Genomic DNA, 20,478 nt, shown 5'->3' with positions numbered 1-20,478 from the left:
CACGGGGTTTCGTCCGGCACCGAGCCGCGGCGCGCGGCATCCCGACCCCCGCGCGAGGATAGGATGAACGCCATGGCAGGCCGGATTCGACAGAGCGATGTCGAAGAGGTCAAAGCCCGCACGAACATCGCCGATATCGTCGGCGAGCATGTGGCCCTGAAATCGGCGGGCGTCGGTTCCATGAAGGGCCTGTGCCCCTTCCACGACGAGCGCAGCCCCAGCTTCCACGTCCGCCCTCAGCTCGGCTACTACCACTGCTTCGGCTGCGGGGAGTCCGGCGACGTCTACACCTTCCTGCAGCGGATGGATCACGTCACCTTCTCCGAAGCCGTCGAGCGCCTGGCGGGGCGGATCGCCTTCGAGCTCCACTACGAGGACGGCGGTCCGGGCAAGAACCTCGGCAACCGGGCACGCATCCTCGCGGCCAATCAGGCGGCAGCGGAGTTCTTCGTCGAGCGGCTTGCGGCCCCCGACGCCGAACCGGCCCGCCGCTTCCTCGGCGAGCGCGGCTTCGATCCGGCCGCCGCCGACCGTTTCGGCGTCGGCTTCGCCCCGAAGAGCTGGGATGCGCTGACCAAGCACCTCACCGCGCGCGGCTTCGTCACCGAGGAGCTCGCCGCCGCGGGCCTCGTCTCGCAGGGCGACCGCGGCGTCTACGACCGTTTCCGCGGCCGGCTGGTGTGGCCGATCCGCGACGTCACCGGGCAGACCGTCGGCTTCGGCGCCAGGCGTCTGCTGGACGACGATCAGGGCCCGAAATACCTGAACACGCCCGAAACGGCGGTGTATCACAAGGCCCAGGTGCTGTACGGGCTGGATCTGGCCAAACGGGAGATCTCCAAGCAGCGTCGCGTCGTCGTCGTCGAGGGCTACACGGACGTCATGGCGTGCCATCTCGCGGGCGTGACGACGGCGATCGCGACGTGCGGCACCGCGTTCGGCGCCGAGCACATCAAGCTGCTGCGCCGGGTGCTCGGCGACGACTCGGGCGTCGGCGAGGTCGTGTTCACCTTCGACGGCGATGCGGCCGGCCAGCAGGCGGCGATGCGCGCCTTCGGCGAGGAGCAGCGCTTCGCGGCGCAGACCTTCGTCGCGGTCGCCCCCGACGGCCTCGACCCGTGCGATCTGCGCCTGGCGAAGGGGGATGCGGCGGTGCGCCGCCTCGTCGAGACGAAGACGCCGATGTTCGAGTTCGCGATCCGCCAGACGATCTCGCGCTTCGACCTCGAGACGGTCGAGGGCCGGGTGGGGGCGCTGCGCGCGGCCGCTCCGGTCGTCGCAGACATCCGTGATCCGGCGCTTCGGCCCGGGTACACGCGCGAGCTCGCGCGGATGCTCGGGGTCGAGCTCGGCGATGTGACGCGAGCCGTCCGTGCGGCCGGCGGCCGTGGCAGGCCGGTCGAGCAGCCGCGCCCGCCCGGCCGGCCCGCCGACGCATCCGCCGAGCCGGCCGAACGACCGTTCTCGCTCGCTGACCTGCCGAACGATCCGGCTGCAAGACTCGAGCGCGACGCGCTGCAGGCGCTGCTCCAGTATCCGGACGCCGCCGGCGACGACCTCGTGCGGCAGGCGCTCGACGCCCGCTTCGGGCAGGCGTCGCTGGCCGTCGTGCGCGACGGGATCGCCTCGCTGACGGCATCCGGGGCCCCCGTCACCGTCGACCGGGTCATCGCCGAGGTGCCGCAGCCCTTCGCAGGGCTCGTCACCCAACTGGCCGTGGCGCCCATCCCGCAGCGCGGCGAGGCCGACCCCGCCGGCTACGTGCGGGGCGTGCTCACCTCGGTCGTGGACCGGGAGCTGCTTCGGCAGAAGCAGGAGCTGCTCGGCCGCCTGCAGCGCAGCGATCGGAGCGATGCGGAGGCCTTCCGGGCGCTGCAGCAGGCGCTCGTGGGCATCGAGAGGGATCGCCGGGCGCTGCGGCCCGAATAGGGGGTCGTGGGCCGCCCGAATGGGATGCAACGTTGCAGAACGATAAACTTTCCCCACGTCCTGAAACACCGGCCGGTCGATTCGCCGACCCGTGTGCTAGGTCTGGATGTATACCCGCGCACGATGTCCCAATAGTCGTGCGCGCGACCCCCTAAGGAAGAGGTAGACGGATATGTCATCCGCATCCAAGTACCGCCGCCGCGGTCTCCTCGCGGTCGCCGGCCTGTCGGCCACGGCGCTCGCCCTCGTCGGTTGTTCAGCCGGCGGCGACGGAAACGGCGACGCCTCGGGCGAGCTGATCGTCGGCACGACCGACAAGATCACCTCGCTCGACCCGGCCGGTTCGTACGACAACGGTTCGTTCGCCGTCATGAACCAGGTCTTCCCGTTCCTCATGAACACCCCGTACGGCAGCCCCGACGTCGAGCCCGACATCGCGGAGTCCGCCGAGTTCACGGCGCCGACCGAATACACGGTCAAGCTGAAGCCGGGTCTGAAGTGGGCCAACGGCAACGACCTGACCTCCTCGGACGTCAAGTTCACCTTCGACCGCCAGCTCGCGATCAAAGACCCCAACGGGCCGTGGCCGCTGCTGTACAACCTCGAGTCGGTCGAGGCCGTCGACGATGAGACCGTCGTCTTCCACCTCCTCACCGAGAACGACCAGATCTTCCCGCTCATCCTCTCGAGCCCCGCCGGCCCGATCGTGGACGAGGACGTGTTCTCGGCCGACTCCCTCACCGCCGATGAGGACATCGTCGACGGCAACGCCTTCGCCGGCCAGTACACGATCACGAGCTACGACTTCAACACGCTGATCGCCTACAAGGCCAATCCCGACTACCAGGGCATGCTCGGCGCGGCGAAGACCGACGTCATCAACACGAAGTACTACTCCGAATCGTCGAACCTGAAGCTCGACGTGCAGGAGGGCAACATCGACGTGGCGTTCCGCAGTCTGTCCGCGACCGACATCGACGATCTGCGCGAGCAGACCGACAAGGTGACGGTCGTCGACGGCCCCGGCGGCGAGATCCGCTACATCGTGTTCAATTTCGACACGCAGCCGTACGGTGCCCAGGCCGAGGGCGCAGACCCGGCCAAGGCGCTCGCCGTCCGCCAGGCGGTGGCCGACCTGATCGACCGCGAGGCGATCGCCTCGCAGGTCTACAAGGACACCTACACGCCGCTGTACTCGTTCATCCCCGAGGGTCTGACCGGCGCCACCACGGTGCTGAAGGACCTCTACGGCGACGGCGAGGGCGGCCCCGACGCCGACAAGGCCGCCGACCGTCTGAAGAAGGCGGGCGTCGAGGTGCCGGTCAAGCTCGACCTGCAGTACTCGAACGACCACTACGGCCCGTCCTCGGCCGAGGAGTACGCGCTCATCAAGGACCAGCTCGAGGAGTCGGGCCTGTTCACGGTGAACCTGCAGACGACCGAATGGGTCCAGTACTCCGAGGACCGCTCCTCCGACGTCTACCCGGCCTACCAGCTCGGCTGGTTCCCCGACTACTCGGACGCGGACAACTACCTGACGCCGTTCTTCCTCACGGACAACTTCCTGTTGAACCACTACTCGAACCAGGAGGTCGACGACCTCATCCTCGAGCAGGCCACCACGGCCGACGCCGACGAGCGCACCGCGCTCATCGAGCAGATCCAGGAGAAGGTCGCCGCCGACCTGTCGACGGTGCCTTACCTGCAGGGCGCCCAGGTCGCCGTCACCGGCACGGACGTCACCGGCACTGAGGACACGCTCGACGCGTCCTTCAAGTTCCGTTACGGCGCCCTCGCCAAGGGCTGATCCGTCTGGAATGATCTGATCACCCAGCACTGAACACATCGACCGGGCGGCCCGCTCCACGGAGGGGGCCGCCCGGATCGTCAGGAATGCGAGCATGACGACCACAGCAGCCGCGCCCCCCGTGCCCGACGGGTCCAACGCGAAGAAACCGGCACGACGCCCCTCCGGCGGCGGCCTCGGGCGCTACATCCTGGTCAGGTTCCTCCTGATCATCCCGACGGTGTTCATCCTCGTCACCCTCGTCTTCCTGCTCATGCGGGCCACGGGCGACCCGATCACGGCGGCCCGCGGCGACAAGCTCACCGCGGCCCAGCTCGCGGAACTGCGCACGGAGTACGGGTACGACCGGCCGCTCATCGTGCAGTACTTCGAATACCTCGGGCAGATCTTCACGGGCGACTTCGGCACGACGTTCTCCGACCACCGCCCGGTCACCCAGATCCTCCTCACTTACGGCGGGGCCACCCTGGAGCTGGCCTTCTACGCCCTGATCGTCGCCTTCATCGTCGGCATCCCGCTCGGCATGCTCGCCGCGCGCTTCCGCGACCGCGGCCAGGATGCGGCGCTGCGCGTCTTCGCGATCCTCTGCTACGCGACGCCCGTGTTCTTCGCGGGCCTGCTGCTGAAGCTCGTCTTCTCGGTGTGGCTGAAGGTCCTGCCGGTGGCCGGCCGGGCATCCACCGGCTCCGAACTGCAGATGCAGGTGCTGCCGAACAAGACGGGCATCTACACGATCGACGCGATCATGACGGGCAATCCGAACGTGCTCGCCGACGTGCTCGAGCACGCCGTGCTGCCGGCGGTCGCGCTCGGTCTGCTGACGGCCGGCGTCTTCCTGCGGCTCGTGCGGACGAACATGATCGGCACCCTCTCGACCGACTACGTGGATGCGGCCCGCTCCCGCGGGGTCAGCGAGTTCCGGCTCGTGAGCAAACACGCCTATCGGCCGGCGCTCATCCCGATCATCACCGTCATCGGCCTGCAGATCGCGCTGCTGCTCGGCGGCGCCGTGCTCACCGAGACGACCTTCGAGTGGAAGGGCCTCGGCTTCATGCTCTCCGAGTACCTGCAGGCGCGCGACTTCGTCGCCGTGCAGGGCATCGTCGCCCTCCTGGCGGTGATCGTCGCCGTGACCAACTTCATCGTCGACATCATCGCGGCGCTCATCGACCCGAGGGTGAGGTACTGACATGAGCGAGACCCTCGCCCTCCGCAAGCCGTCGCTGTGGTCGCGGCTGCCCGTCGTCCACCAGCTGCGCCAGTCCATGGGTCTGCAGCGCGGGATGCTCGTCACGGGCCTCGTGATCACCGGCGTTTTCATCCTCGTCGCCGTCCTCGCACCCGTCCTCGCCCCGTACGGCTACAACCAGCTCCGCGCCGACGGGGTGGCCTTCGGCGCGCAGCAGCCGCCCGGCGGCGAGCACCTCCTCGGAACCACGGTCGGCGGCTTCGACGTGCTCTCGCGCGTGATCTGGGGCGCCCAGACGGCGCTCTTCGTGATCGTCATCGCCGTCGTGCTCTCGATCTTCCTCGGTGTGTTCCTCGGGCTCGTCTCGGGGTACCTCGGCGGGTGGATCGACCGGGTGCTCGTCGTCGTCTGCGACGCGATCTACGCCTTCCCGAGCCTGCTGCTCGCGATCGTCATGTCGATCGTGATCTCCGGCGGCCAGTCGAGCCTGTGGGCCGGCATCTTCGCCGCCGCGATCTCGATCACGGTCGTCTTCATCCCGCAGTACTTCCGCGTCATCCGCGCCGAGACGGTCCGCATCAAGGCCGAGGCGTACGTGGAGGCCGCGAAGGTGCTCGGCGCCTCGAACGGGCGAATCATGTTCCGGCACGTGCTGCGGAACGCGACCCGCACCCTTCCGCTCATCTTCACGCTGAACTCCTCGGAGGCGATCCTCACCCTGGCCGGCCTCGGCTTCCTCGGCTTCGGCATCGAGCCGACCGCGGCCGCCGAATGGGGCTACGACCTGAACAAGGCGCTTTCCGACGTGTCGAGCGGCATCTGGTGGACGGCGGTCTTCCCCGGCGTGGCGATCGTGCTCGTCGTCCTCGGCATCACCCTCGTCGGCGAGAGCCTGAACGACCTGGCCGATCCGCGTCTCCGCAGCCGCCGCCGGGTGGCCCAGGCCTCCGGCACGGTCGCCGAGACCTCGGTCGTGCCCGGCGGCACGCTCGAGGCCGGCCCCGGCGGGGTCGACGGGCTCGAGAGCGGCGAGACGTTCGGCGACGATGGGATCGAGGTCAAGCGATGAGCAATGTGGTGGAGATCCGGAACCTCGGCGTCTCGTTCGCGACCGACGCCGGGCCGGTCAAGGCCGTCGACGGCGTGAGCCTGTCGGTCGCCCGCGGCGAGGTCCTCGCGATCGTCGGCGAGTCCGGCAGCGGCAAGACCGTGACGGCCAAGACCATCCTCGGGCTGCTGCCCGAGACGGCGACCGCCTCGGGCGCCGTGATCCTCAGCAACCGCGAGGGCACGGGCGAGCACGACATCGTGTCGCTTCCGAAGAAGCGTCTGCGGCAGGTGCGCGGCACCGACGTCGCGATGGTGTTCCAGGAGCCCTCGACGGCGCTGAACCCCGTCTACACGGTCGGCTGGCAGATTATGGAGGGCATCCGCGCCCACGGCAAGGTCTCCAAGAAGGAGGCCCGCGCCAAGGCGATCGAGATGCTCCGCAGGGTCGGCATCCCCGAGCCGGAGCGTCGCATCGACTACTACCCGCACCAGTTCTCGGGCGGGCAGAAGCAGCGCGTCGTCATCGCGATGGCGCTCGTGCTCGACCCGGGCCTCATCGTCGCCGACGAGCCGACGACGGCCCTCGACGTGACGGTGCAGGCCGAGATCCTCGACCTGCTCCGCCGCTGCCGCGACGAGTTCGGCACGGCGATCGTGCTCATCACCCACAACATGGGCGTCGTCGCCGACCTCGCCGATCGCGTCGCCGTCATGTACCAGGGCGAGCTCGTCGAGGAGGCCGATGTCGAGGCGCTCTTCAGTGCCCCGCAGGAGGAGTACACGAAGGCGCTTCTCGCAGCAGTGCCGTACGTCGGACACGGGCGGGCGAGCGCCGAGGCGCGAGCGTCGGGCCGCGGCGACGACTGGGCGGACACGACTCCGGTCGTCCGCGCGCAGGGTCTCTCCATCGAGTACCCTGGCCGGTTCGGCCGGGCGGGTTTCCGTGCGGTCGACGGCGTCGACTTCGCGATCCGCCCCGGGGAGGTCCTCGGCCTCGTCGGGGAGTCGGGTTCCGGCAAGACGACCATCGGCCGGGCCATCGCCGGGCTGACGAAGGTCACCGGAGGCTCGCTCGAGGTGCTCGGGATGGAGATGAACGGGGTCCGCGAGCGCGACTTCAAGCGCCTGCGGCACCGCATCGGATTCGTGTTCCAGGATCCGGCGTCGAGCTTCAACCCGCTGCTGTCGATCGCGGAATGCGTCGCCGAGCCCTTCGTCATCCACGGCCGTGCCGAAAGCGCCGCCGACGCCCGGCAGCGTGTGAACGAGCTGCTCGAAGCGGTGCAGCTGCCCCGCTCGTACGGCGACCGCTACCCGCACGAGCTCTCGGGCGGTCAGCGGCAGCGCGCGAGCCTCGCCCGCGCCCTCGCGCTGCAGCCGGAACTGCTCATCGCCGACGAGCCGACGAGCGCCCTGGACGTCTCGGTGCAGGCACGCGTGCTGGAGCTCTTCAGCGAACTGCAGCGGGAGTTCGGCTTCGCGGCGCTGTTCATCAGCCACGATCTGGCGGTGGTGGATCTGCTGTCCGATCGCATCGCGGTGCTGCATCGTGGCACACTCGTTGAAGAGGGCACAGGCGCGGAGGTGCTCGGTTCGCCGCGCGAACCGTACACGAAGCGCCTGCTGGCCTCGCTGCCGGTGCCCGACCCCGTCGAGCAGGAGAAGCGACGGGAGGAGCTCCGGCGACTTCGGGAGGGGAAGTGACATGACGCGTGCAGCCGCGCACGGCTACCCGATCATGCTGAGCGATCTGTCGCTCGAGTATCCGCCGCGGGGCGCGAGCGCTGCGGCCGTGGCGCTCAGGGGGGTGAGCCTGCGCGTCGCGCCCGGGGAGGTGCTCGGCCTGCTCGGCAGCGCCGGCAGCGGCAAGAGCACGCTCGCCCGGGTGCTCTCGGGCGACTTCCTCGACCCCGACTCGCCCTCGCCGCGCCCGGTGATCACGGGCGGCGAGGCGGTCGTCGAGGGCACCAGCCTGCGGCGGCTTCGGCGCCGACGGCTCGCCGAGTACACCTTCTCGGTCGGCTACCTGGAACAGGAGGCGGCGTCCAAGCTGCCGGCCGACCGCACGGTCGCCGAGATCGTCGCCGAACCGATCCTCCGGCGCGACCGCAAGTTCCCCGAGCGCCAGCTCGCGGGCCTCGTGGCGACGACGGTGGATGCCGTGAGCCTGCCGCTCCGGTTCCTGAACGCCTACCCGTACGAACTCTCGGGCGGGCAGCGGCAGCGCGTCGCCCTCGCCCGCTCGATCGTGCTCGGCCCGAAGCTGCTCATCGCCGACGAGCCGATGGCCGGCATCGACCTCACGGTGCGCGACTCGGTCGCGACCCTCATCAACGACATGCGCAAGCAGCTGACGTTCTCGGGCATCGTGATTTGCCACGATCTGCCGGTGCTGCGCCGCATCGCCGACCGCATCGCGGTGCTCGACCAGGGGCGGCTCGTGGCCATCGGTACGATGGACGAGGTGCTCGGCGACCCCCGGCATCCATTCGTGGCCAAACTGGCCGGCGCGCTCGACCGCGGCCACGCGATCACCGACGACCTCGAACGGAGACCCGCCACGTGACATCCGACGCCGCGAGCCCGACCGCCCAGCATGCCGCCGTGCTCGCCGTGCCGGCGTGGACCCCGCCCGAAGGCGCCCGCCCGGAGCCGGGCCCGATCGCGGTCCTGCCGGAGCCGGAGGAGGCGTTCGTGCGGGCGATCGAGTCGGCCGGCGGCACGGTCGCCCCGCTCGGCGATGACACGCGTGGGCTCGTGTGGCTCTCCTCGAAGCACCCGGACGAGCTGCAGCGGGTGCTCGACGGGCACCCCCGCATCGGGTGGGTGCAGCTGCCGTGGGCGGGTGTGGATGCCTTCGCCCCGCTGCTCGCGGCGAACGCCGGTGCGTCGCGGGTGTGGACGAGCGCGAAGGGCGCCTACGCGCAGCCGGTCGCCGAGCACGCCCTGATGCTCGCCCTCGCCTCGCTCCGGCTGCTGCCGCGCCGGCTCGCCGTCAAGCACTGGGAGGGTCGCGAAGACGGTCGCTCCCTCTTCGGCCTGCGTGTCGTGATCCTCGGTGCCGGCGGCATCGCCCTCGAACTGCTGCGCCTGCTCGAGCCCTTCGGCACGCATGCGACGATCGTCCGCCGCAGCCCCGAGCCCGTTCCGGGCGCCGAGCGCACGGTGACGAGCGACCGCCTGGGCGAGGTGCTGCCGGAGGCCGACGTCGTCTTCGTCGCCGCGGCCCTGACCTCGGGCACCTCGAAGCTCATCGGCGTCGAGGAGTTCCGTGCGATGCCGGCCGGTGCGGTGCTCGTGAACATCGCCCGCGGCGGACTGGTGGACACCGACGCGCTCGTGGATGCGCTGACCGCGGGCGAGATCGCCGGTGCCGGCGTCGACGTGACCGACCCGGAGCCGCTGCCGGACGGGCATCCGCTGTGGTCGGCCCCGAACGTCATCGTGACGCCGCACGTCGCCGACACCGAGGAGATGGTGCGTCCGCTGCTCGCGGCCCGCGTGGAGGCGAATGTACGCGCCTTCCTGGGGGAGGGCGGCTTCCTCGGCGTCGTGGATCCGGCGGCCGGCTACTGAGCCGCGCCGGGTAGCCGCGTCGCGGCGGGTAGCCGCGGCGAGAGCTGAGCCGACCTCGATTGGGAGAGCGCGCCGCAGTTTGCTAGAGTGGCCTCTGCTGCAAAAGCGATCCTCCATAGCTCAATTGGCAGAGCAGCCGGCTGTTAACCGGCAGGTTCTTGGTTCGAGTCCAAGTGGGGGAGCCGAGTTCCACGACGCGAACGCCCCGCTCCACGATGCTGGAGCGGGGCGTTCGCGTTGATTGCCAGGCCTATAGACCGATTGCCGTCGGCGTTGGTTGCGGGCCGATGGATCTGGCTGCGATCAGTGGTGCAGAGCCATGCGCACGCGCCGGATCATGCCCGCCTGGTCCTGCACCGAGTTGGTGCGCCCGAGCTTCCAGTAGCCGCCGATGTCGGATTGGGCCTTGCCGATCCCGTTCGAGCGCGCCCACCTGCGCACGGGCTTGATGCAGCCGGCCTCGGCGTAGGCGAAGACGTAGCTCCAGACGTCGTCGGGCAGGCGGATGCCCGCGACGAAGTCGCCGAGCAGGCTCGTCGACCCGGCCGGGCGGCCGTGCCGCGAAAGCCAGTGCAGTTCGACGCCGTCGGGCACGCGGACGTCCTGCCGCTCGTCGTCGTCGGCGATCTCGATAGCTGCGATGCCGCGGGCGTCGGCGGGCAGCTCTTCGAGCCTGCGGGCGATGGCCGGCAGTGCGGTCTCGTCGCCGAGGAGAACCTGGAAGCCGAACTCGGGCGTGATGACGGGCCCCGGCCGCGGCCCGGCGATCCAGATCGAGCTGCCGAGTTCGGCGGCCTGCGCCCACTCCGATGCGAGCCCGCCGTCGTGCACGACGAAGTCGAAGTCGACCTCGCCGGCGGCCTCGTCGAAGCGCCGCACCGTGTACTCGCGCGTCGGCGGGAACGGCCGCGGCCAGTCGAGGTGGTCGCCGTCGGGCTCTGGCGCCCGGGTCCGACCCGTCGCGGCGTCGGGGAAGACGATCTTGACGTGTTCGTCGGGCGTGTGCGACTCGAATCCGGCGATGCCGGGGCCGCCGAGCGTCAGCCGCACCATGCGGGGGGTGACGTAGCTGCGGCCGAGGATCTGCAGCTCGCGGATACGGATGGGAACGTGGGTGTGGCCCGCTACGGGCGCGGTGCCGGCGGCATGGGCCATCGGGACTCCTTCATCGGGCATGGCTGCCGCCGCCCGGGATGCGTGAGCGGGGCTGCGAGGGGATACCGCCACGGCTTCGAGACGGAAGTGAGGGTAGGCTAACATAACCGTCATGCTGTTGGGTGCCCGGAGCCGGACCGGCCCGCTCAGCCCTCCAGGCGATCCACCCCGGGCAGCCAGCTCTTGCCGGGCTTGCCCCATCCGGCCTTCTTCGCGATCTTGTGCACGAGGCGCTGATCGTCGTCGTCGAGGCGGTCGAGGTACAGCACGCCGTCGAGATGGTCGTACTCGTGCTGGAAGATGCGGGCGAGCCAGCCCTCGGCGACGATCTCGTAGCCGACCCCGTCGAGGCCCACGGCCCGCAGCGTTGCCCGCTCGGCGCGGCGCAGCCCGAACCGCTCGCCGGGGAACGACAGGCAGCCCTCCGACTCGGTGTCGGGATCGGGCAGCCCGGGCGGCACCGGTGTGATCCACAGCTCGGGGTTGATCGCGACGTCGCGCCATTCGCGGCCGTCGTCATCCGTCCAGCCGAACACGAAGAGACGCAGCGGCACCCCCACCTGCGGTCCGGCCAGGCCCACGCCGGGTGCGGCATCCATCGTCTCGAACATGTCGGCGACGAGGGTGCGGAGCTCGTCGTCGATCTCCTCGATATCCGAGGCGGGGGCGTGCAGCACGGGGTCTCCGCTGATGCGGATGGGGAGGACGGCCATTCGGCAAGGATATCGGGGGCGGAACGGGTACTGTCGGAAGGTGCATTCCGACCTCGCCGTCGCGACCGAGATCGCCCAGCTCGATCCCCGGCAGTTCATCGGCATTCCGATCGCGCTCGTGGGCGCGGTGTTCCTCTCGCTCGGCGCCCAGTTCCAGCACCGCGGCGTCGCGAAGGTCGAGGCGCGCACCGTCGACTCGATCGGCAAGGGTCTGAGCCCCAGGCAGCTGCTGCTGCTGCTCGCACGCCCTTCGTGGGTCGTGGGCACCCTCATGCTCGGTCTCGCGGTCGTGTTCCAGCTGTCGAGCCTGTACTTCTCGCCGATCATCGTCGTGCAGCCGCTCGGCGTCATCGCCCTCGTCATCACGGCGGTGCTGAACTCGCGGGTGAACCATGTGCGCCTGAACCGCCTCTCCGTCATCGCGATCGTGATGTGCGTCGGCGGCGTGTTCCTCTTCGTCGGCGTGGCCGCGTTCACGGCCACCGACCGGCCGGTCACCGACGACGACCTCGTGACGATCCTCATCGTCCTCGCCGTCGTCCTCGGCGTGCTCGGCATCGCCTTCGCCGCGCTTCGGCATCGCATGCGGGCCCTGTTCTACGTGCTCGGCGCCGGGGTCGTCTACGGCTTCGTCGCGACGCTCGCGAAGGTGGTGCTCGGCCGCGTGCAGCAGGGCGAGTTCGAATGGCTGACGATCGTCTGCGTCGTGGCGCTGCTGGCCGCAACGGGCCTCGGCGCGTACTTCGTGCAGAACGCCTACGCCTCCGGCCCGCCGGATCTCGTGATCGCCGGCCTCACCGTCGTCGACCCCATGGTCGCCGTCGCCATCGGCACGATCGTGCTCGGCGAGGCGGCGCAGGCGCCGGGCTGGGCGATCCCGGTGTTCATCGTCTCCGGCATCGTCGCGGTGTGGGGCGTCTTCATGCTGTCGCGGCACCACCCGCAGACGCGGCTCTGACGGCATCCATACCCCGCAGTGGATGCCGCGAGGCGCCCGGCGGCGGCCCGCGACGCGCCCGGGCACGCCCCTCGATCGCGGGACCAGGGCGGCTCGCTAGACTATGCGGCAGTGCTCGCACACCCGAATCCACCTGCGGCACGGCCCGGCGGAGCGAGCATCCGCCCCACGAACTGTGAGGAACCCACACCACGTGTCTGACTCTTCCGGTGTCAAGGCCGGCGATCCCGGCTCTGCCAAGCGGCCGCTGCGCGTCCTGATCGGCGCCGATACCTTCGCCCCGAACGTGAACGGAGCCGCCCGCTTCGCCGAACGCCTCGCAGCCGGCCTCGCCGAACGCGGCCACGACGTGCACGTCATCGCGCCGGCGGCCAGCGGCAAGCACGGCACCTGGAAGGAGGTGCACGAGGGGCAGGAGATCACCGCGCACCGCCTCTACAGCTGGCGCTGGTACCCGCACGACTGGCTGCGCTTCGCCCTGCCGTGGCGCATCAAGCAGAACTCGGCGCGCATCATCGACGAGGTGAAGCCCGACGTCGTGCACTTCCAGTCGCACATCGTCGTCGGCCGCGGCCTGTCGATCGAGGCCGAGAAGCGCGGGATCCGCGTCATCGGCACGAATCACTTCATGCCTGAGAACATGCTCGAGTTCACCCTCATCCCGAAGGCCTGGCAGGACTGGGCCGTGGGCCTCGCCTGGAAGGCCGCGCGCCGCACCTTCGGCCGCGCCGAGGCCGTGACGACGCCCACGAAGCGGGCCGCCGAGTTCCTCGAGAAGTACACGGGGCTGTCGGAGGTGCACGCGATCTCCTGCGGCATCGATGCGGCCAACTACCGGCCCGATTGGGAGCCGCGCACCGGCAACCGCATCATCTTCGTCGGCCGCGTCACGGGCGAGAAGCAGATCGACGTCCTCCTGAAGGCACTGAAACTGCTGCCGGCCTCGCTCCACGCCACCCTCGAGGTCGTCGGCGGCGGCGACCAGCTGAAGAACCTGCAGAACCTCGCGGCCGAACTCGGCATCGCCGACCGCGTGACCTTCACGGGCTACGTCACCGACGAGCAGCTGCGCGACGCCTACCACCGGGCCTCCGTGCTCGCGATGCCCTCGATCGCCGAACTGCAATCGATCGTCACGATGGAGGCCATGGCCTCCGCGCTGCCGGTCGTCGCCGCCGACGCCATGGCGTTGCCGCATCTCGTGCACGACGGCGAGAACGGCTTCCTCTTCGAACCGGGAAGCGCCGAAGACCTCGCCGCGAAGCTCCGCCGGGTCCTCGAAGCATCCCCGGAGGAGTACCGGGCGCTCAAAGAGGGCTCGATCCGTCTCATCGCCGCACACGACATCCAGCGCACGATTTCGACGTTCGAGAGCCTGTATCGTGGGGAACCGGTGGTCGACCCGGTCACCGACGCGGCCCCGGCATCCCTGCCGGAGTAGGCGTTCAGGGGCGGTAGCTCAGCCGGTCAGAGCAGTGGACTCATAATCCATCGGTCACGGGTTCAAGTCCCGTCCGCCCTACTGGAAATCGACCTGATCAGGATTTCTTGCCACAACCATTGGCAAGGACTTGATGTCGTTCACGTTTATTCAACGTTTATTCGTTCGTTCACGCCGTTTCGCGGAACTGCGGGGGATGGTGGTCGACCCGGTTGGGAGAAGCTGGGTTCCCCTCGAACACCTTCGTGGCATGAACAGCGAACACCTCTCCAGGCTCGGCCTCGAGCCGATGTTGACCAAGAGCGAGCTCGCCGAGTACCTCGGCGTGCACGTGCAGGCGATCTACGACCTGCGCACCGACGGGCGAGGGCCGACCGGCATGCGTGTCGGCCGCGAGATGCGGTACCGGGTTTCCGACGTCATCCGCTGGCTCGATAGCCTGCATGAACCCAAAGCCGTCACGGTCGGTGGGGGTGAAGGCTAATGGCTGGCAGACCTCGGCTGTCGATCGGCACGTACGGTGCCATCAACACGGTGGACCTCGGCAAGGGCCGGTTCCGCGCGCAGACCAGATCCCGTGACTGGGACGAGATGACAAGGCAGGTCCTCGCGACGGCGTCGAGCCGCAACGCCGCCATCACTGCGCTCAAGCTCGATTTGCCGAGCGGGCTCGACGACGCCCAAACGAGGGGCACTCACCGAACCGACGAAAGATCGAGGTTAGGCTCAGCGTGTGGAGAGTGCTGTGGCCATCGAGCTGGTCCTCGAGCAGGCCGAAGTGTTGGCGCGCGAGGAGACTGCGTGGGCCATGAATCGTTGCGGGAGCAGCGTCCGGGCTTGGGGGATCTCATGGACGGCGTGAGAGTTGTCGCCGTCGACGACGCCAGCATTTTGGTGCTCGAGAAAGTCACACAGGAGATAAAGGACACGCTCAACACGAGGATCGTCGAATACTGCTACGGACGCGCCAAGGCCGCTGAGGACTCCGACTATTACTCCCTCGAAACGACACTCGATGAGTTCTTCAAGCTCTATGACACCAAGGGTGAGCAGACCCAGCTCGGCATCGCTGGCGAACTGGTTGTGCACCTTCTCGTGCCGCACGGTCACGAGAAGCTCGTGTCCGCCGCGCTCTATCTCAACAAGGAGGAGCGTGCGATCAAGAAAGGGTTCGATCTCACCTTTTACGACGACCACGATGGCGGCCTCTGGTACGGCGAGGTCAAAGCGGGGAAAGTATCTGACAGCCAGACAGCGGACAGTAAGGTTCGCGATCTCATCGGCGTGGCCGAGCGGAGCCTCCACGAGATGTTTACGTCTGATGTCCGCAAGAAGCGCTGGGATGCGGCGTTGCTCGACGCAGACGCGACACTGCATAGCGCCCAAGCATCGAGCGTCAAGAAGCTACTTCGCGCGGACTTCAAGACTGTCCACGGCGGCGGAACCGCGAAGGTGCGCGCGCTCCTGTGCGGCGTCGTAATGCGTGACCTGATGCTCGACGAGATCGACTCAGAGACAGGCAAGGCACTCATCGAGAGCGTGAAGAGTCGCGGTCGCTTTGCAGACCTCCGGTTGCTGCTCATCCAACAATCGGATCTTGAAGATCTGATCAAAGAGTTGCGCACTCGATCGGAGCGCCCGTCTGATGGCCGTTGACATCACCTACCGGAAGTTGCGAAATCAGGCGAACCTCGACGACTCGCGCTTCCTCGAGCTTTACACGAGCATGTCCCTCGGACGGGAGATCTCGGACGACGAGTACCAGGAACTGCTTTCATATGCCGTGATTTTCCTGCGCCAAGGTGACACGACGGTCGAGCGGCTTGGTTATCGAATCGCACTGCAGTACTCACTGGACACCGCAGACTTCGAGCCGCTACTGGACATCGCGGATCACCGTGAGCTGATGCCCGTCATCGCCGCGATCCACACAGCCCATCCCGACGTGCTTGAAGACAACTCGTTGCACCGGGTGCTCGGAGTCGCTCATGGCAAGAACTTCACGTCGGACGGGATCACCCGTACGCGCGAACAGTTGGCGCTGCGCGCGTTTAACACGATCAATTCGCACGCGGCCATTATCGCGCCGACCTCGTACGGCAAATCGGAGATGATGACCGACCGCGCACTTGCGTCGTTGCCCGGCGCCGTTTGCATTGTGGTGCCGTCGAAGGCGCTCATCGCGCAGACGAAGGCTGAACTCGTTCGTCTTATGCGCCAGCGAGAAGTCTCCGCGCGCGTCATCTCGCATCCAGAGGCGTACAACGGCGAGTCATCTTTCATTGCGATCCTCACGCAGGAACGGCTGCATAAGCTCTTCGTCGATAATCCAGAACTCGAGATCAATCAGCTCCTGATTGACGAGGCCCAGAACGTCCTGTCAGACGATGCCCGTGCTATTGAGCTTTCTCAGGTGATCCTTGTTGCTCGTTCCCGCAAGGGCGACATGCAGGTCGCCTACTACACTCCGTTCCTCGAGAACCCGGAAGCTCTCCGACACGTCAACGGCGCGGATCGGCAGGTACGCGCCTGCACGGTGAATGAGCAGGTCAAGGTTGAGCAGTTCTTCGTGGGGGTGCCCGGGGAAGCCCTCCGGGTCTTCGACCAGTTCTTGGCTCGTTCGTTTGAGTCGTCACTGACGGTTCCGGACGATGATGCGGACGCGGTCATCGCGTTCGCTGGCCCCCGCACCATCGTCTACTTGAACAAGCCTCGCGATGCTCAGGACCTGGCACGTCGCATCGCAAGCAAGGTTGGCTCGTCGAACGACGCGATTGCTCCCGCGGCCGCCAAAGCGATCGAGGCAATCAGCGACCTCGTCGACAAGGACTACCTCCTCGTCGACGTGATCCGAAGCGGCGTCCTCTTCCATCACGGACAAATCCCCGAAGTGCTGCGGCAGTATGTCGAGAACCTCTTCCGGGAAGATCGGTCCTCGGACAATCGCTACCTAGTGACGACATCGACCTTGCTCGAAGGAGTAAACACTCCAGCGGACACGATGGTTCTGTTGTCGCCCGATCGGGGACGTGGCTACCTGGCACGTTCGGCCTTCAGGAATCTGGTTGGTCGCGCGGCGCGGTTCAGCCAGATCTTCTCGTCGGACACACCGAAGCTCGAGCTGCTGGTTCCGAAGATCTACGTCCTCAAGAGCTCCTACGCGCCGAAGCGCTGGAACCCGTTGAGCTGGCTCGAGGACCGAGCTGACCCTTCGAAGTCAGCGTCCGATCCGGTGGAGAATCCACTGCTTGAGTCTGGCCCAGTTGATCAGCCGCGCATCGAAGCGCTCGAGCGGCTTGAGAACATCGAGTCGGGTGCGTCCGGACTTGAGGGCGCTCGGCTTGCTCAGACCGAGCTCGGCCGTCTCTGCTTCCGGCACGGCGCCTACGACTTCGACGTGTTCCGTTACGAGCTACTGATGCAGGATCGGGCGACTGATCGCACCGGCAGCGCAGTCTCGACGGCTGACGACCTGATTGCATTGATCGTCGATATCTTCCTCGCGGGTGTCGAGCTTGGCCGCGACACTGATGACCTCGAACGCCTTCGAGACGAGCAGGGAGCGCGAAACTTCTACGCCATGTTCCTCAGCTGGCGGGCAGAAGGCGATCCCCTGAAACTCATGATCGGGCGCTACCTGACGCACTGGAGACGTCAGAAGGACGATCTGATTTGGGTGGGGTCGAAGTGGGGCGAGGTCAAGCGCTTCGCGACCGAACACACGAGCGCTTACGTGAGACGGTCGACGAAATCACGCGGTGCGCTCGTAAACCTCGCAATCGTGCGGATAAAGGCTGAGCTCGACTTCCTCGACTACAACCTCATGAAGTACCTGGAGATTCTGTTCTCGCTGGACTTGGTCGAAGAGACGTTCTACCTCAAGCTGAAATACGGCACTGCAGATCGCTACGTGATTGCGCTGCTGCGCAATGGCATGTCATTTGAACTTGCGCACCTCATCGCGGAGTCTTATCGCGAGTTCGTGGGCGCGGATATCGCCGCCAACACGATCGAGCTGCGTCCGGGACTACTTGAGGCGCTGGAGGCGGCGAGCATTAATGACATCTTGCTGTTTGAGGTGCGGGGACTGATTGGAGCACAGGCATGAGCGGCCACGGCAGGGGGCCCCGGCGGTGGTCGAATCTCGTCTCCGAAACGCAGTTCGCAGCGGACCTTGTGGGGCTCTTCGGACATCCGGTGGGGGTCATGGGGTGAGGCCGCCGGCGGCGAGGAGTGGGGTGTGACACTTTCTGTTGACGGTTGTTACCAGGAAGTAGTTTCACGAGATGTCGTCGAGTCGTAGGAAGTTCACGGATGAGTTCAAGGCCGACGCGGTCCAGCTCGTCGTGCAGGGCAAGCGTGCGGTGGCGCAGGTCGCCAGGGAGTTGGGTATCAACGAGTCCTCGCTGGGGTACTGGGTCAAGGCGTACCGGCAGCAGCATCCTGATCCGCAGACCGCGCCGATGCCGGTCGATGCAGCACGGATCGCTCGTCTGGAGGCTGAGAATCGCCGGTTGATCGAGGAGAACGCGTTCTTGAAAAAAGCCGCGGCCTTCTTCGCCCGGGAACAGCGGTGAGCGTGAAGTTCACGCTGATCCACGCGGAGAAGGCCAACCACACGGTCGAGTTCATGGCCTCGATGCTCGGCGTTACTCGCGCCGGCTACTACGCGTGGGCGCGGCGGCAGGGCACGGCCTCGCCGGCGGCGACGCGACGAGCGGCCCTGTCAGAACTGATCATGCAGATCCATCACGACTCGGCCCAGACCAGCGGGTTCCGGCGAGTAGTGGCCGAACTGGGCCGCCGCGGCATCCACGCGTCGGAAGGCCTGGTCCGGAAACTCATGCGTGAGGCGGGACTATTCGGCGTTCAGCCGCGTACGAGGAAGCGAACCACGATCCCCGCCGCTGACGCCGCCGAACGCCCCGATCTGCTCTGCCGCGACTTCACCGCCGATCACCCCGGGACCCGGTTGGTGGGCGATATCACCTACCTGCGTACCGGGCAGGGATGGCTGTACCTGGCCACCGTCATCGACTTGTTCAACCGTGAGGTCGTGGGTTGGTCGATGGCCGATCACATGCGCACCGAACTCGTCGCCGACGCCCTTCGCATGGCCCACGCGCACGGGCGTGTCGAGCACGGGGCGATCTTCCACAGCGACCGCGGCAGCGTCTACACCTCGCAGGCTTACGCGGCTCTTCGGACATCCGGTGGGGGTCATGGGGTGAGGCCGCCGGCGGCGAGGAGCATGCGGAGGCGGTAGTTGTGGCGGTTGCGGAAGCCTCTGGCGAGGCGGCGGTGGAGTTCGATGATGCCGTTCACGGCCTCGGTGCCGCCGTTGGATGAGCGGCCGGTGGTGAAGTAGGCCAGGAACGCGTCGCGCCACCGTCTCAGGGTGCGGCCCAAGCGGGCGATCTCGGGGATCGGGCAGGTGTGGAACGTGTCGACGACGGTGACGGCGATCCGTCGTCCTTGGGCCAGATCCTTCGCGTGGTAGGCGGCGCGGAGTTGCTGTGCACACTGCCAGGCGATGAAGACTTCCTCGTGGGCGGGGTCGGCGTTGATCGCGGCGACCAGACGTGCTCGTTGCTTGTCGGTGAGGTGCTCGGCCCCGGCGCGGAGGATGGTCTGGATCCCGTAGAGCGGGTCGCCCTTCCGGCCGCGATGGCCGAGGGTGTCCTGTTGGACCCGGCGGCGGACCTCGTCGACGGCGGCGGTAGCGAGCTTCACAACGTGGAACGCGTCCAGCACGGCGATCGCGTCGTGGAGCTTGTCGTCGATGGCGGCCTTGTAGCCGGCGAAGGGATCCAAGGCGGCCACTTTCACGTTCCGACGGAAGTCCTCGCCGCGTTGGTCCAGCCAGGCCTTGTAGACGCGCCCGGAACGGCCGGGCACGAGGTCCAGCAGCCTGGCGTGCGTCTTGCCGTGCTCGTCGCGGGTCAGGTCGACCATCCCGGTCAACTCCTTCGGGCCGCGCATGCGGGGATCGACGTGGTGCCAGATGTGTTCATCGACACCGAGGGTGCTGACCCCGTCGAACCGGGACTCGTCGGCGGCAAGCTGCTCGAGTTCGGGTTCGACGGCCCGCCAGAGCGTCTTCCACGACGTGTCGAGCTGACGAGCCAAGCCTTGGACGGTGGCGTGTTCGCGACGCAACTGCCCGATCGCCCAGACCACGGCACGGGCCGTGATCGATCCGCGTGGGGCGACCAACGACGGGAGCTGTTCCATGAACGTCTTCCGGCCGCAGTCGGTGTCCTCGCAGCGGAAGACGCGTTGCCGCCATACCAGGCGCACCCGGTCAGCGCCAGGCACGTCCCGCAGCACCCGGCGTCGGCGGCCACGACCGGTCGCGATCACCCCGCACGATGGGCACCCGGCAGGTCCCGGCGGGCTGGAGACCGTGACCGTCAGCAGGCCGTCACGGCGATCGACATGCTCGACGTGGACCCCGTCCAGGCCCAGCAGCAGGTCACAACGGTCACAGGGATCAGCAGCCGGACGCGCGTCAACGCGCCCCGAAGTAAGGTGAAGCACGTCGAGGTCCTCGGTCGGAATCAGGTGGTTAGCGCTTCTGATCCTCGGGGACCTCGACCCCTACACGCCAGTCACGCCCCGGACACCTCACCCCCACCAGATCTCCGAAGAGCCGCTTAC

At 67.7% G+C, this 20,478-nt stretch carries 15 protein-coding genes, 2 tRNA genes and 1 pseudogene; 15 read left to right on the top strand and 3 right to left on the bottom strand.

Translation table 11 applies throughout. The features are described 5' to 3' along the window. Positions 1 to 72: 72 nt before the first annotated feature. From dnaG to G127AT_RS00815, 8 genes are all read left to right on the top strand, one after another. Positions 73 to 1,929 (top strand): DNA primase, encoded by a 1,857-nt coding sequence (gene dnaG / locus G127AT_RS00850; protein WP_210898878.1) that lies wholly within the window; start codon positions 73 to 75, stop codon positions 1,927 to 1,929. 172 nt (positions 1,930 to 2,101) lie between these two features. After that, positions 2,102 to 3,736, top strand: a complete 1,635-nt coding sequence (locus tag G127AT_RS00845; RefSeq protein ID WP_210898876.1) for an ABC transporter substrate-binding protein — start codon at positions 2,102 to 2,104, stop codon at positions 3,734 to 3,736. Between the two features lie 94 nt (positions 3,737 to 3,830). Then, on the top strand, positions 3,831 to 4,925 hold the full coding sequence (locus tag G127AT_RS00840) for an ABC transporter permease (protein WP_210898874.1): 1,095 nt from the start codon (positions 3,831 to 3,833) through the stop codon (positions 4,923 to 4,925). 1 nt (position 4,926) lies between these two features. Then, a complete protein-coding gene (locus G127AT_RS00835) occupies positions 4,927 to 5,994 on the top strand; it encodes an ABC transporter permease (RefSeq protein WP_210898872.1) in 1,068 nt (355 codons plus the stop codon). After that, entirely contained in the window at positions 5,991 to 7,679 is a 1,689-nt protein-coding gene (locus G127AT_RS00830) for an ABC transporter ATP-binding protein (RefSeq protein ID WP_210898870.1), read from the top strand. Before G127AT_RS00835 ends, G127AT_RS00830 begins: the two co-directional genes overlap by 4 nt. Position 7,680: 1 nt before the next feature. After that, positions 7,681 to 8,541, top strand: coding sequence for an ATP-binding cassette domain-containing protein (locus G127AT_RS00825; RefSeq protein ID WP_210898868.1), 861 nt, complete (start codon positions 7,681 to 7,683; stop codon positions 8,539 to 8,541). Beyond that, positions 8,538 to 9,551 carry a D-isomer specific 2-hydroxyacid dehydrogenase family protein gene (locus G127AT_RS00820; RefSeq protein WP_210898866.1) on the top strand — a complete coding sequence of 338 codons (1,014 nt, stop codon included), beginning with the start codon at positions 8,538 to 8,540 and terminating at the stop codon, positions 9,549 to 9,551. The genes G127AT_RS00825 and G127AT_RS00820 overlap by 4 nt, the downstream gene beginning before the upstream one ends. 109 nt (positions 9,552 to 9,660) lie before the next feature. Continuing rightward, a tRNA-Asn gene (locus tag G127AT_RS00815) sits at positions 9,661 to 9,733 on the top strand. 121 nt (positions 9,734 to 9,854) lie between these two features. Here G127AT_RS00815 and G127AT_RS00810 read toward each other — a convergent pair. Next, a complete protein-coding gene (locus G127AT_RS00810; RefSeq protein ID WP_210898864.1) occupies positions 9,855 to 10,706 on the bottom strand; it encodes a siderophore-interacting protein in 852 nt (283 codons plus the stop codon). Positions 10,707 to 10,852: 146 nt separating this feature from the next. Beyond that, positions 10,853 to 11,419 (bottom strand): peptide deformylase, encoded by a 567-nt coding sequence (gene def, locus G127AT_RS00805; RefSeq protein WP_210898862.1) that lies wholly within the window; start codon positions 11,417 to 11,419, stop codon positions 10,853 to 10,855. A 40-nt stretch (positions 11,420 to 11,459) separates the two neighbouring features. Between def and G127AT_RS00800 the strand changes: the two genes are divergently transcribed. The 7 genes and pseudogenes from G127AT_RS00800 to G127AT_RS00770 form a co-directional block, all read left to right on the top strand. Continuing rightward, complete coding sequence (locus G127AT_RS00800; RefSeq protein ID WP_244857665.1) at positions 11,460 to 12,377, top strand: DMT family transporter; 918 nt, start codon at positions 11,460 to 11,462, stop codon at positions 12,375 to 12,377. Between the two features lie 193 nt (positions 12,378 to 12,570). Then, positions 12,571 to 13,818, top strand: coding sequence for a glycosyltransferase (locus G127AT_RS00795; protein WP_244857664.1), 1,248 nt, complete (start codon positions 12,571 to 12,573; stop codon positions 13,816 to 13,818). 7 nt (positions 13,819 to 13,825) lie between these two features. Continuing rightward, a tRNA-Ile gene (locus G127AT_RS00790) sits at positions 13,826 to 13,899 on the top strand. 52 nt (positions 13,900 to 13,951) lie between these two features. Continuing rightward, positions 13,952 to 14,302 (top strand): helix-turn-helix domain-containing protein, encoded by a 351-nt coding sequence (locus tag G127AT_RS15955; RefSeq protein WP_244857663.1) that lies wholly within the window; start codon positions 13,952 to 13,954, stop codon positions 14,300 to 14,302. A 317-nt stretch (positions 14,303 to 14,619) separates the two neighbouring features. Beyond that, positions 14,620 to 15,474: a Hachiman antiphage defense system protein HamA gene (locus G127AT_RS00780; protein ID WP_210898856.1), complete on the top strand. Its 855-nt coding sequence runs from the start codon at positions 14,620 to 14,622 to the stop codon at positions 15,472 to 15,474. Next, positions 15,464 to 17,926, top strand: coding sequence for a DEAD/DEAH box helicase (locus G127AT_RS00775; protein WP_210898854.1), 2,463 nt, complete (start codon positions 15,464 to 15,466; stop codon positions 17,924 to 17,926). The genes G127AT_RS00780 and G127AT_RS00775 overlap by 11 nt, the downstream gene beginning before the upstream one ends. A 178-nt stretch (positions 17,927 to 18,104) precedes the next feature. Continuing rightward, positions 18,105 to 19,021, top strand: a pseudogene (locus G127AT_RS00770) (IS3 family transposase); the annotation flags it as partial. Positions 19,022 to 19,038: 17 nt separating this feature from the next. Here the strand turns inward: G127AT_RS00770 and G127AT_RS00765 are convergent. Next, positions 19,039 to 20,358, bottom strand: a complete 1,320-nt coding sequence (locus tag G127AT_RS00765) for an ISL3 family transposase (RefSeq protein WP_425305851.1) — start codon at positions 20,356 to 20,358, stop codon at positions 19,039 to 19,041. Positions 20,359 to 20,478: the final 120 nt, after the last annotated feature.

This window comes from Agromyces archimandritae (assembly GCF_018024495.1).
In the GTDB taxonomy this organism is placed as follows: domain Bacteria; phylum Actinomycetota; class Actinomycetes; order Actinomycetales; family Microbacteriaceae; genus Agromyces; species Agromyces archimandritae.
This window is presented reverse-complemented; position numbering and strand designations above follow the sequence as displayed.